This window comes from Bradyrhizobium sp. Kon56, assembly GCF_055807635.1.
The window spans coordinates 17850-29926 of record NZ_JBVVOU010000039.1 but is presented as its reverse complement, the minus strand read 5'-3'; the positions used below and the strand labels follow the sequence as shown (position 1 = coordinate 29926).

10 protein-coding genes are annotated in these 12077 nt (G+C 63.4%); 5 read left to right on the top strand and 5 right to left on the bottom strand.

Annotated features, from left to right (window positions below):
* Window positions 1-66 precede the first annotated feature (66 nt).
* Complete coding sequence (locus AC0L3B_RS34430) at window positions 67-1617, bottom strand: ABC transporter substrate-binding protein (RefSeq protein WP_473381930.1); 1551 nt, start codon at window positions 1615-1617, stop codon at window positions 67-69.
* Window positions 1618-1882: 265 nt separating this feature from the next.
* The gene (locus AC0L3B_RS34425) at window positions 1883-3433 is read right to left on the bottom strand and encodes a winged helix-turn-helix domain-containing tetratricopeptide repeat protein (RefSeq protein WP_026233517.1); all 1551 of its coding nucleotides are present in this window, start codon (window positions 3431-3433) and stop codon (window positions 1883-1885) included.
* 134 nt (window positions 3434-3567) lie between these two features.
* On the opposite strand from AC0L3B_RS34425, the gene mddA reads away from it, so the two are divergent.
* Together mddA and AC0L3B_RS34415 are read left to right on the top strand one after the other, a co-directional pair.
* A complete protein-coding gene (mddA, locus tag AC0L3B_RS34420) occupies window positions 3568-4353 on the top strand; it encodes a methanethiol S-methyltransferase (protein ID WP_018458172.1) in 786 nt (261 codons plus the stop codon).
* Window positions 4354-4582: 229 nt separating this feature from the next.
* Complete coding sequence (locus AC0L3B_RS34415; RefSeq protein ID WP_026233518.1) at window positions 4583-5005, top strand: GFA family protein; 423 nt, start codon at window positions 4583-4585, stop codon at window positions 5003-5005.
* A 43-nt stretch (window positions 5006-5048) separates the two neighbouring features.
* Here the strand turns inward: AC0L3B_RS34415 and AC0L3B_RS34410 are convergent, their stop codons facing one another.
* On the bottom strand, window positions 5049-6608 hold the full coding sequence (locus AC0L3B_RS34410; protein WP_018458174.1) for a winged helix-turn-helix domain-containing tetratricopeptide repeat protein: 1560 nt from the start codon (window positions 6606-6608) through the stop codon (window positions 5049-5051).
* A gap of 420 nt (window positions 6609-7028) precedes the next feature.
* Between AC0L3B_RS34410 and pcaB the strand changes: the two genes are divergently transcribed.
* Both pcaB and AC0L3B_RS34400 read left to right on the top strand, forming a co-directional pair.
* Window positions 7029-8390, top strand: a complete 1362-nt coding sequence (gene pcaB, locus AC0L3B_RS34405) for a 3-carboxy-cis,cis-muconate cycloisomerase (protein ID WP_085358045.1) — start codon at window positions 7029-7031, stop codon at window positions 8388-8390.
* Window positions 8391-8503: 113 nt separating this feature from the next.
* Window positions 8504-9760, top strand: a complete 1257-nt coding sequence (locus tag AC0L3B_RS34400; RefSeq protein ID WP_063994582.1) for an aminopeptidase — start codon at window positions 8504-8506, stop codon at window positions 9758-9760.
* On the opposite strand, the gene AC0L3B_RS34395 is transcribed toward AC0L3B_RS34400, so the two are convergent.
* Window positions 9761-10153 (bottom strand): hypothetical protein, encoded by a 393-nt coding sequence (locus AC0L3B_RS34395; protein ID WP_473381925.1) that lies wholly within the window; start codon window positions 10151-10153, stop codon window positions 9761-9763.
* 234 nt (window positions 10154-10387) lie between these two features.
* Here AC0L3B_RS34395 and AC0L3B_RS34390 point away from each other — a divergent pair, with 234 nt between their 5' ends.
* Entirely contained in the window at window positions 10388-10843 is a 456-nt protein-coding gene (locus AC0L3B_RS34390; RefSeq protein WP_018458179.1) for a cupin domain-containing protein, read from the top strand.
* 96 nt (window positions 10844-10939) lie between these two features.
* Here the strand turns inward: AC0L3B_RS34390 and AC0L3B_RS34385 are convergent, their stop codons facing one another.
* On the bottom strand, window positions 10940-11989 hold the full coding sequence (locus AC0L3B_RS34385; RefSeq protein ID WP_085358037.1) for an amidohydrolase family protein: 1050 nt from the start codon (window positions 11987-11989) through the stop codon (window positions 10940-10942).
* Between the last annotated feature and the right edge of the window lie 88 nt (window positions 11990-12077).

The following is a 12077-nucleotide window of genomic DNA, read 5'->3' as shown; positions in this document are numbered from 1 at the left end:
CCTGGAGCGACAGAGATGGAGCGATCCCCTCTCCCCGCGAGCGGGGAGAGGTGACGGCGGCAGCTCTCACTTGTCCAGCCATGCATCCTTGAAGCCGTCGTTGACTCCGATCCCGGTGGTGATCAGGTTCTTGACCTTGCAGCGCATGATGGTCGGGAATTGCAGCTCGAGCATCCAGGCCACCGGCACGTCCTCGACCAGGATCTTCTGCGCCTTCTCGTAGATCTCCTTGCGCTTGGAGTCCGGCGTTGCCACCGCGCCCTCGGCGAACAGCTTGTCGATCTCAGCGTTGGAGTAACCCTCGACGTTGTTGAACACCTGGCCCTTGGCAATCGCGCTGGAGACGTAATTGCGGCCGACGCCGAGCGCGGGGTCGCCGTACTGGTAGAGGTAGGTGAAGGCGATGTCGTAGTCCCAGTCGCCGATCTTCTGGTTGCCGCCGGCGACGTCGGTGGCGATGGTCTCGATGTTCATGCCGACGTCCTGGAGGTTCTGCTTCACGGCTTCACCCCAGCGCTGCCAGGTCTCGCCATAGGCGAGCGGCAGAAGGCGGATCTTCTCGCCCTTGTAGCCGGCTTCCTTCAGCAGCGCCTTGGCCTTGGCGGGATCGTAAGGGTACTTCGGCACGTCGTCGGTGTAGTATTTGATGGTCGAGGCCGACGGGCCGGTTGCGACCTTGCCGAGCCCGTTCCAGATCACGTCCTTGGCGAACTCGCGGTCGATCGCAAACATGACCGCCCGCCGCACCCGCTTGTCGGCGAGCGGACCCTGCCGGTTGTTGAGCCACAGCCAGGCCAGCGGCGAGAAGAACTCCCAGCCGGCGCCGGTGACGCAGGTGTCCTTCAGCTTGGAGAGCCGGGGCACGTCGAAATTCTCGACCGAGCCGCCGGGCAGCACGTCGACCTTGCCGGTCTCATACGCCACCGAGCGCGCCGCGGCATCGGGAATGATCTGCCAGTAGATCTCGTCGAGATAGGGCTTGCCCTTCTCGTAATAGTTCGGGTTCTTGACCAGGCGGATGAAAGAGCCCTTCTGCCATTCCTTGAACATGAAGGGGCCGGTGCCGACAGGGGCGTTATTGTAGGGATTGGTCTTCCAGTCGGTGCCTTCATAAAGATGCTTGGGTACCATCGGCATTGAGCCGACCTCGAAGATGCCCAGGAACGGGCCGAACGGCTGCTTCAGCGTGAACACCACCGTGTAGTCGTCGGGAGCCTCGACCTTGTCGACCTGCGCCAGATTGTTGCGGGCACGCGCGTGGGTCTGTTTCAGCATCTCGAGCGAGAACAGCACGTCGGCGGCGGTGAAGGGCTTGCCGTCATGCCAGGTCACGCCCTTCCTGAGCTTGAATGTGTAGGTTTTTGCGTCCTCGCTGACACTCCAGCTCTCGGCGAGCTCGGCCTGCGGTTCGAGCTTGGGGCTGTAGCGAAGCAGGCCTTCGAAAATGTTGCCCGACACCATCTGCACCGGGCCGTTCTGGACCATCGCCAGCATCAGGCCGGGCGGCTCGGGCTGAATCACGGCATTGATCGCTCCACCCGCTTTCGGGTCTTGCGCCAGCGCCGGGGCCGCGAGACCGCAAGCCAGGAGGACACCAAGCAACACTCGTTTTGACATGTCGTATCTTTCTCAAGCGAGACCAGCCGCAAACGCTTCGCACGTCATGGCGCGCAAAGCTATGGCCGGCCCATCCCAGTCCCCATCCGGGATCGAGGCTCACACAGTCTCGTTCGGCGCCGCAAGATGAAAGTCTCGACAGTGTTCGCACAAAAAATGTACAGCGCGTCCTGTTATGGCGTTTGGCAGCCAATCCGGCGCCGCAGCGCCGCGCGATCCGTCCATCTGCGCCGCAAGCGCGACGCGGACCCGGCGTGAGGATCGTCTAGCGCAAGCCCGCCCGCCGGAATCCTTCCAGATAGTGCTCGCGGTCGGCCTCATTGGCCCATGGCAATTGCGTCGAAATCCAGTGCAGCGAGATGTTGGGCTGGGTGCGGCGGAGCTCGCCCAGCGCCATCTCCCCAAGCACGCCGTCTCCGGTCATGCCGGCAGAAACCGCGAGCACGCGGTAGGCGCCGGTAAGGTCGCCGCGATGACGGATTGCCTCGCGCGCGAGCGCGATGGCCTCGGCATAGCGCCGCTCGGTGAAGCGGGCATAGCCGGCGATGCCGTGATAGATCGCCAGGGATGGATCGCGCGGCGACAGCCGCATTGCCCTCTGCGCTGCCTCGAATGAATCCTTCGGCCGCCCGGCATAGGACAGCGCCAGTGCGTAATAGCCCTGCGCCAGCGAGAAGTTCGGATTGAGTGCGAGCGCCTGCTCGAACTCGGACAGTGCGTCGGCAAGTCTTCGCGTCGAGAAGTAGACGCTGCCGAGCGCGGCGTGCGCCCAGGCATCCTCATGGTCGCAGCGCACCGCGGCGAGCGCGGCGGCTTCCGCCGCTGGCGCCACCATGGCAAGCTCGGCCCAGCCGAGATGCACGCCGAACATGTGGTTCGCCGCGAGCACCGACAGCGCCTGGCCGTAGTTCGGGTCGATCCCCACCGCGCGTTCCAGCAGCGCCCGTGCGGTCTCGTGATCCCGCCGCGTCACGCGCCAGTAATGCGACAGCGCCCGCATCAGGAGATCCCAGGCATCCAGGCTCGCGGGGGGCTTGCGATGGGCGCGAAAACTTTCCGCCGCATGGATCTGCGGCTCGATCGCCGCAGCGATCGCATTCGTGATCTCGTCCTGCACGGCGAACACGTCGACCAGCTCGCGGTCGTAGCGCTCGGCCCAGAGATGGCTGCCCGTCGTGGCGTCGTTGAGCTGCGCGGTGATGCGCACCCGGTTGTCCGACTTGCGCACGCTGCCTTCGACGACGTAGCGGACGCCCAGTTCCTCGGCAATCTGCCGGATGTGGACCGCGCGTCCCTTGTAGGTAAAGGACGAGTTGCGGGCGATCACCATGAACCAGCGCTGCTTCGACAGCGCGGTGAGGATGTCCTCGCTGATGCCGTCGCCGAAATAGTCCTGTGCGGGATCGCCGCTCATGTTCTCGAAAGCGAGCACCGCGACCGCCGGACGGTCCGTCAGGACGCGCGGCAGGGCAGCGACGGGCTGCGCGGGCGCAGTCGTGGCTGCCACTTCTTCCCGGACTTCGCCGACGAAACGAAAACCCTTGCGCGGAATGGTCTTGATCAGCCGCTGGCTTGCGCCATCGTCGCCGAGCGCCTTGCGGGCGGCGTTGATCCGGCTGTTCAGGGCGGAATCCGAGATGATCCGATCGCTCCAGATCTGGCTGATCAGGTCATCCTTGCTGACCACACGCGTGCGCTGCGCCACCAGATAGAGCAGGAGATCGAACACCTGCGGCTGCAACGGCACAGCGGCTCCGCTGCAAGTGAGTTCCCGCAGGTCGCCGTCGAGCACGTTGTTTTCAAAGCAAAATCGCACGTTTTTGTCGTCTCAAGCAAAAATCAAAGTCGTCTCAGGCGAAAATCAACCGTCCGCGAAAGTCTTGGGACCTCCGGTGCGGCATGGTGCAGCGACCAATGAAGTGCCGGCGTTTTGGCACAACGGAGCTGTTTATGACCCAAATTGATCATCAGGTTCATCCTATCGGCCCGGTTGCGGGCTCACGCATTTTCAAGTTCATCGCCTTTCTGTACGGAATTGCGGCGTATCTCGTGTTTTTCATCACCATTCTCTACGCCATCGGTTTCGTCATGGGGCTGGTGGTGCCGAAGACCATCGATACCGGGACCGACACGCCCGTGGCCGAGGCCATCATCATCAATCTGCTCCTGATGGCCCTGTTTGCGGTCCAGCACAGCGTAATGGCGCGCCGGCAATTCAAGGCCTGGTGGACGCAGTACGTCCCCAAGCCGGTCGAGCGCAGCACCTATGTGCTGTTTGCGAGCCTGTCATTGCTCCTCCTGTTCTGGCAGTGGCGTCCGCTGCCCACGGTCATATGGGACGTCGCGAATCCGGATATCGCTGTGACGATCGTCACGCTGTCGCTGGCGGGCTGGGTCCTGGTGTTCACCTCGACCTTCATCATCAATCACTTCGAGCTGTTCGGCTTGCATCAGGTGACCAATCATCTCGTCGGCAAGGAGGCGTCGCCGCCGCGATTCAAGACGCCGCTGCTCTACAAGTTTGTCCGTCATCCGATCTATCTCGGCTTCATCATCGCGTTCTGGGCGGCGCCGGTCATGACCGCGGGCCATCTGCTGTTCGCCGCCGTGACCACGGCCTACATCTTCGTCGGCATCGCGCTGGAGGAGCACGACCTCGTCGATCTCTTCGGCGACGAGTACCGGCAGTACAAACAACGGGTGTCGATGCTTATTCCCTGGCGCAAGTCGGTATAGCTTGCGCGTCGTTCCGTCGCGTCCGCCGAAAGGAGGATGCGCGGCGGCGCCGAGGCGCGTAACGGATCGTGCCGGACGCAACCTTCAACGTTTCTCGAGGTGAATCCCCCTCACCCCGACGCTATCAGTGCGAGCAAAGCTCGTGGCGACCCCGCATTCGTTTTTGCCGAGTTCTCGGCAAACAGGAGCGGGGGGAGGAATCTAAACCATCATCAACGGAGACGACCTAATGAAACATGTTGGAAACTGCTTCTGTGGCGCAGTCACGATCGAGGTCACAGGTGCACCGGAGGCGATGGGCTATTGCCATTGCAGCTCGTGCCGCTCGTGGTCGGGCGGTCCGGTGAACGCCTTCAGCCTGTGGAAGCCCGAAGCCGTGCGCATCAGCGAAGGTGCAGAGAATGTCGAGACCTTTGCGAAGACGCCGCTCAGCCAGCGCAAATATTGCAAGAAGTGCGGCGGTCATCTCATGACCAACCATCCGCCGCTCGGCCTGATCGACGTCTTCACTGCCACCATCCCCACCCTCGCGTTTGCACCAGGCGTCCACGTCAATTACGCCGAGACGGTGCTGCCAATGCGCGACGGACTGCCCAAGCTCAAGGATTTCCCGGCCGAATTCGGCGGCAGCGGCGAGATGATGCAGGAGTAGCGGCGCCCTTCTCCTCTCCCGCAAGCGGGAGACGAGAAATTAGCTACCTCATCCCCGCGCGCCGCAATCCCTCGAGATAATGCTCGCGATCCTCGTCCCGCAGCATCGGCAGCTCGCGTGTGATCCAGGCCAGCGAGATGCCGGGCTGGGCGCGGCGCAAGCCTTCCAAGGCGGAAGCCGCGCGCGCGGAATCCCCTGACATACCGGCGGCGGCCGTCAGCACGCGATGCGCGCCGACGAAATCGGCGCGCTGCCGCATCGACTCGCGCGCCATCTGTGCGGCGCCTTCGTAATCGCGGCCGATGAACCGGGCATAGGCCGCGACGCCGCAATAGATTGCTGCGAGCGGGTCGCGCGGGCTCAGCCGCAGCGCGCGGCGCGCCGCGACATCGCCGTTCTGCCATCGTCCCGCGTAGCACAGCGTCACGCCATAGAAGGCGTGCGCCATCGCAAAGTTCGGATTGAGGTTCAGCGCCAGTTCGAACTCCGCCAGCGCGTCGTCGAAGCGGCGGCGGAATAGATAAGCATACGCCAGACCATGATGAGCCCAGGCATCTTCGCGATCGGCCTCCACCGCCGCGAGCGCGGCGCGCTCGGCGACCGGCACGGTCGGGGCCATGTCGGACCAGCCCATATGCGCGCCGAAGATGTGGCTGGTTGCGAGCAGGCCGAGTGCCTTGCCATAGGCGGGATCGAGCGCGACGGCCTCTTCGAGCAGTCCTTGCGCGGCGGCATTGTCCTCGCGGGTGATGCGCCAGTAATGCGACAATGCGCGCATCACAAGGTCCCAGGCATCCAGGCTTCCCGGCGGCTTCTGCTGGGCGCGAAAACTCTCGGCGGTATAGAGCTGCGGCTCGATCGCGGCGACGATCGCCTCGGTGATCTCGTCCTGCACCGCGAAGATGTCGGCAAGCTCGCGGTCGTAGCGTTCGGCCCAGAGATGGCTGCCGGTCGAGACGTCGTTGAGCTGCGCGGAGATACGCACGCGATCGCCGCTCCGCCGCACGCTGCCTTCGAGCACGTAGCGCACGCCGAGCTCGCGCGCGACCTCGTTCATGTGCACCGCGCGGCCCTTGTAGACGAAGGAGGAGTTGCGCGCGATGACGAAGAACCAGCGCAGCTTCGACAGCGCGGTGATGATGTCCTCGCTGATTCCGTCCGAGAAATAATCCTGCTCGCGGTCGCCGCTCATGTTGGTGAAGGGCAGCACCGCGATCGCGGGGCGGTCCGGTAGCGGCAGCGGGGCCCGTAGAAGCTTCGCTTCGAAATCGGATTCCGGCGCGGTTGCCCCACGCTTGGTTTCGACGTCGCCGACGAAACGAAAACCCTTGCGTGAGATGGTGCGGATCAGCGCCTGGCTCGCGCCGCTGTCTCCGACCGCCTTGCGTGCCGCATTGATCCGGCTGGTCAGCGTGGATTCGGAGACGCTGCGCCCGTGCCAGATCTTGTCGATCAGCTCGTCCTTGCTGACCACCCGATCGCGGTTCTCCATGAGGTGGACGACGAGATCGAAGACCTGTGGCTCCACGGCAACGGGAACCTGCTCGCGGCTCAGCTCGCGCAAGTCGGTATCGAGCAGGTGATCCCGGAACAGAAACTGCACGTCGAAAACTCAGACCTCAAGGCAACATCGGGCAATAATGAAAGCAAAACGGATTTCGGCTGATGTCTGTGAGTCCGCCGAGGGGCCTGCCCGGTTCACCACGATCGCGTGATGGCAGGCATGCAGTTTACGGGGAGGAATGCAACCTGGATTAGAATAAAGCCGTTTCGGCGGGATTGTCGCGATTTCCTCACGTCGTTGCGAGCAATCCAGCCTGCCGCCGCGGAGCCAGCGTGGATTGCTTCGTCGCAAGGGCTCCTCGCAATGACGGTGTTGAGGCAATGGCGTGCGGCAGCTGCCGACGTTGTCCTGGCCTTCGCGACGGCATCGAATGTGTGACGAATAGTGAATGTCCATTGCCGAACAGTTCCGTGTGCGTAAGCTGCCCTCACACAAAACACCAACCACGAAGAAACGCCCATGCCCGCTTTTCATGCGTCGACCACCGTGCTCGATTCCATGCTGTTCCGCGATGCCTTCGGCACGCCGCAGATGCGGGAGGTGTTTTCCGATATCGCGACGGTCGCGCGCTATGCCGAGGTCGAGGTGGCACTGGCGAAGGCGGAAGCGAGATGCGGAGTGATTCCGCAGGACGCGGCCGATCAGATCGCCGCGCGGACCGATGTTGCCGCGCTGGATTTCGACCTGTTGCGGCAGGAGACCGATGTCGTCGGCTATCCGATCCTGCCGCTGGTGCATCAGATGGTGAAGCAATGCGGCGATGCCGGCCGCTATGTGCATTGGGGTGCGACCACGCAGGACATCATGGACACCGCCGTGGTGTTGCAACTGCGCGCAGGGCTTGAGATCGTCGAACGGGACATCGCGGGCTTGCGCAAGATCCTCGCCGATCTATCGAGGCGCTACCGCGACACGCCGATGGCGGGCCGCACCCATCTCCAGCAGGCGCTGCCGGTCACCTTCGGCTACAAGACCGCGATCTGGCTCGCGATGTTCGACCGCCACGCCGAGCGGATCAGTGAGTTGAAGCCGCGCGTCCTGGTCGGTCAGTTCGCCGGTGCCGCCGGCACGCTGGCCTCGCTCGGCGACAAGGGGTTCGAGGTGCAGGAAGCGCTCTGCGCCGAACTGAGGCTCGGCGTCCCCGCTTCGACCTGGCACGTCGCACGCGACGGTTTTGCCGAGGCCGTGAATTTCCTGGCGCTGGTCACCGGCTCGCTCGGCAAGATCGCGCTCGACATCATGATCATGGCCTCGACCGAATTCGCCGAGGTCTATGAGCCCTTTGTCAAGGGACGCGGCGCTTCCTCGACCATGCCGCAGAAGCGCAACCCGATCTCCTCGGAACTCATGCTCGCGGCGTCCAAGGCGGTGCGCCAGCATGCCGGCCTCATGCTGGATGCCATGGTGCAGGATTTCGAGCGCGCCACCGGGCCCTGGCACGCCGAATGGATGGCGATCCCCGAGAGCTTCGTGCTGACCGCCGGCGCGTTGCACCAGGCGAAATTCGCGCTCGCCGGCCTCATCGTGGATGAAAGCAAGATGAACGAGAATCTCGCCGTCAGCCGCGGTCTGATCGTGGCCGAAGCCGTCATGATGGGGCTTGCGCCGCAGATCGGACGGCAGGAGGCCCATGACGTGGTCTATGATGCCTGCCGGCTCGCCAATGAGAAAGGTCTTACGCTGGCGGACGCGCTGTCTTCCGACGCCCGCGTCTCTGTCAGAATCGACCGTGCCACGATCGAGGCGCTGACATCACCGAAAAATTACCTCGGCCTTGCTCCCGCCATGGTCGACCGGGTGCTGAAATCGGCAACGCGTTGAAAACCAAAATGCGCGAAACTGCGTATCTTTGGGGTGTCGCAAGGCACTCGCGCACTTGTGTCTCGCGATGCTAGACTTAAATTGAGCAAGAGACGTTCGGCAGAGGACCCGGCATGACTGATCAACGCATCACCTCCACTCCCATCGATCCCGTGAAGCTCGACCGGCTGGCCGAGGTGGCGGTGAAGGTGGGCCTGGGCTTGCGGCCGGGCCAGGATCTGCTCTTGACGGCACCTGCGATCGCGTTGCCGCTGGTGCGGCGGATTGCCGTGCATGCCTACAAGGCCGGCGCCGGCATCGTGACGCCCATTCTCTCCGACGAAGAGATGACGCTGGCGCGCTACCGCCACGGCCACGACGACAGCTTCGATCGCGCCGCCAACTGGCTCTACGAGGGCATGGCCAAGGCGTTCTCCAACAACACCGCCCGTCTCGCCATCGTCGGCGACAATCCGATGCTGCTGTCGGGCGAAGATGCTTCCAAGGTCGCGCGCGCCAGCAAGGCCAATTCCATGGCCTATCAGCCGGCGCTGGAAAAGATCGTCAATTTCGATACCAACTGGAACATCATTGCGTATCCAAGCCCATCCTGGGCAAAGCAAGTCTTTCCGAACGATCCTGAAGAGGTCGCGATCGGCAAGCTCGCGGACGCGATCTTCGCGGCGTCCCGCGTCGATCGCGACGACGCGCCGGCCAATTGGGCGAGCCACAATGCGGTGCTGCGCGAGCGCACCAACTGGCTCAACGGCCAGCGTTTCCGCGCGCTCCAGTACTCGGGACCGGGCACTGACCTCACCATCGGGCTCGCCGACGGCCATGAATGGGAAGGCGGCGCTTCGCTCTCCAAGAACGGCATCAGCTGCAACGCCAATATCCCGACCGAAGAGGTCTTCACCACGCCGCATTGCCGGCGCGTCTACGGCCATGTCGTGAGCTCGAAGCCGCTGTCCTACCAGGGCACGCTGATCGACAACATCGCGGTGCGTTTCGAGGACGGCAGGATCGTCGATGCGAAGGCTTCGCGCGGCGAGGAGGTACTGAACAAGGTGCTCGATACCGACGAGGGCGCGCGCCGTCTCGGCGAGGTGGCCCTGGTGCCGCATTCCTCGCCGATCTCGCAGAGCGGACTGTTGTTCTACAACACGCTGTTCGACGAGAACGCTGCCTCGCACATCGCGCTTGGCCAGTGCTACTCGAAGTGCTTCGTCAATGGCGCGCAGCTCACGCCGCAGCAGATCGCCGCGCAAGGCGGCAACCAGAGCCTGATCCATATCGACTGGATGATCGGCTCGGCCGAGACCGACATCGACGGCATTCTCGCCGACGGCAGCAAAGTGCCGGTGTTTCGCAAGGGCGAATGGGCGAAGTAACTACGCAGCCGGGTTGCGCAGCATCGGGCTGTTGTCGATGCTGAAGCGGTTGAACAACGTCGTGAACGGGCTGCCGTCGGTGGCCCGCACGACGGCGTCGGAGGCCGCCACCGCATCGTAGAGCGCACCGACCGGATCATTCGCCTCGGGCAGGTCGAGGCCCCTGCGGATTCGCTCGCGGGCCTCGTTGACGTCGTCCTCGTCGTCGAGTGTCGCCTCGAGCGCATCCGCCGCCCGCCGCATCTCATGGAGGTCACCGCCGATCTGCCCGGGGCTTTCGATGCCGTCAACGGTGAACCAGGGCTCCTCTTCGGTTGCGAAGGAGACATCGAGGCTGCCGAGCCAGGCGACGACCTCGCCGTGAGCTTTGAGAACCTCCGGGGTGAGGGGCATCGGCAGGGCTCCTTCAGACGCTTCGCGCACTTTGTCGCACCCCGGAAAAGAAGGGTTCATGTGCGCGAAATTGCAGGGAAATTGCGACGTTAACCGTTTCGCGTCTGCAACTTGCGGCTGATTGTCGGGCCCTCCGTAAGAAAGAATTAAAAACCGGCTACTAGCGTTCCCGCCATCTTTGAACAATCCGGGCCGAGATCCGGGCAGGTCATATTTTATCCCCCGAGGAAACAGATGTCGCGCACATTGATTGAAATCAGTCATTGCAATGTAGATCTCGAGCTCCGGCCGATCGAGCCGTCCTGGATTATCGAAGGCAATCCGGTGTCGCGCTCGCACATCCTGTCCACCAGCGCCGACGGCACCGCTTCGACCATCATCTGGGCCTGCACCGAAGGGCGCTTCAACTGGTACTACGATATCGACGAGACGATCATGATCATGGAAGGATCGATCGTGCTCGAAAGCGACGGCATGCCGCCGAAGCGCTACGGCCCAGGCGACGTCATCTTCTTCCGCGACGGCGCGCATGCCAAATGGCATGTCGAAGGCCACGTCAAGAAGATCGCCTTCTGCCGCAAGACCAATCCCGTGATGATCGGCTTCCTGATCCGCGTCGTCAACAAGCTCAAGAAGATCTTCGTCGCCACCGGCGAGCGCCGTCCGGCCTCGCTGATGGGCGCAAATTAGAGTTCAAACAGTTCAAGGACGCTTCCCAGCGGTCACGACGGAACAGGGGCCGGGATCAACATCCCGGCCCCTGTTCTCGTCATGGCGCCAATCCCTTTAAGGCAAATCGAGCCGGTAGAAATTGCTCGCGGTCTGCGAGAACAACGCCGTCTTCTCGGTCTCGCTCAGGGGCGCCGCGATACGCTTGAACGTGTTGAAGATCACCTGGTAGCTGCACTGGCCCTTGTCCGGCGGGAAGTTGCTCTCGAACATCGCGCGCTCGGGTCCAAACGCCTCGATGCAGGTTTCGATGTAAGGCCGCCACGCCGCGGCAAGCTCCTTGGATGATGGCGGACTCGCGCGCAAATGGAAGTCGTAGCCGAGCAGGCACATCGCGAGCCCGCCGAGCTTCACCACCACGTTCTCGCATTTGGCGATCTCCCGGATCGAGGCGCGCCATTGCGGAAACACCTCCTCGCGTCGCCCGGCAAAGCGGCCGATTCCGGCCGGGCCGCCGCAATGGTCGAGCACGATCCTGGTGTCGGGAAATGCGCGGGCGAGCTCGGTCAGCTCGCCGATTTGCGGATGGAACAGCCAAGCGTCGAAGCTCAGGTTGAGCGGCGCGAGGCAGGCAAAGCCCTTGCGGAAGGTCGGGTCCTGCAGCAATCCCTGCGGCCGGCTCGCATACATGCCGGCGACAGCAGGATCCTGGTCCCAGGCCGAGGAATGCCGGATGCCGCGGAAGCGACCGTTGCCCGCCGCGATCTCGGCCTCCAACACGGGTTGTGCGGCATCGCCGAGCAGCAGATTGACGTGGCTGACGATGCCGGCGCAAATCGCGGCCTTGCCGTAACCGCCGCTGGCGCTCATCGCGGCGACGCCATTGGCGAACTCGACTTCGCCCACCGGCCGGAACGCCTCCGGCCCGTGCGCGCGATACATCGAGCGGCAATCGACATAGACGGTGGCGATGACGTTGTGGCCGGAGGCGATATCTGCCGCCATCTCCTCGATCAGATAGCGGTGCCCGCGATTCCAGAGATGGTGATGGGGATCGACGATCGGCCGTGAGGGATCGATGATCTCCTCCTGATGCAGCGCGAGCCAGTCCTCGCGCGGCTCGACGAATAGCCCGCTCGTGTTGGCGGGCAAACCGCTTGCAGCCATCGGCGTGCGCTCCCTTGATGTATGCTTCTTGTTTTGGGAGCCTAGCACCTCGTCCTCGCATGCACCAACGCGCGTTGCGCAATCGCGC

What these genes read in the sequence shown, in the direction of transcription:
- AC0L3B_RS34430 (WP_473381930.1), bottom strand. Translation starts at nt 1,617, where the DNA reads ATGTCAAAACGAGTGTTGCTTGGTGTCCTCCTGGCTTGCGGTCTCGCG.
- pcaB (WP_085358045.1), top strand. Translation starts at nt 7,029, where the DNA reads ATGCCCGCTTTTCATGCGTCGACCACCGTGCTCGATTCCATGCTGTTC.
- AC0L3B_RS34390 (WP_018458179.1), top strand. Translation starts at nt 10,388, where the DNA reads ATGTCGCGCACATTGATTGAAATCAGTCATTGCAATGTAGATCTCGAG.
- AC0L3B_RS34415 (WP_026233518.1), top strand. Translation starts at nt 4,583, where the DNA reads ATGAAACATGTTGGAAACTGCTTCTGTGGCGCAGTCACGATCGAGGTC.
- mddA (WP_018458172.1), top strand. Translation starts at nt 3,568, where the DNA reads ATGACCCAAATTGATCATCAGGTTCATCCTATCGGCCCGGTTGCGGGC.
- AC0L3B_RS34400 (WP_063994582.1), top strand. Translation starts at nt 8,504, where the DNA reads ATGACTGATCAACGCATCACCTCCACTCCCATCGATCCCGTGAAGCTC.
- AC0L3B_RS34395 (WP_473381925.1), bottom strand. Translation starts at nt 10,153, where the DNA reads ATGCCCCTCACCCCGGAGGTTCTCAAAGCTCACGGCGAGGTCGTCGCC.
- AC0L3B_RS34385 (WP_085358037.1), bottom strand. Translation starts at nt 11,989, where the DNA reads ATGGCTGCAAGCGGTTTGCCCGCCAACACGAGCGGGCTATTCGTCGAG.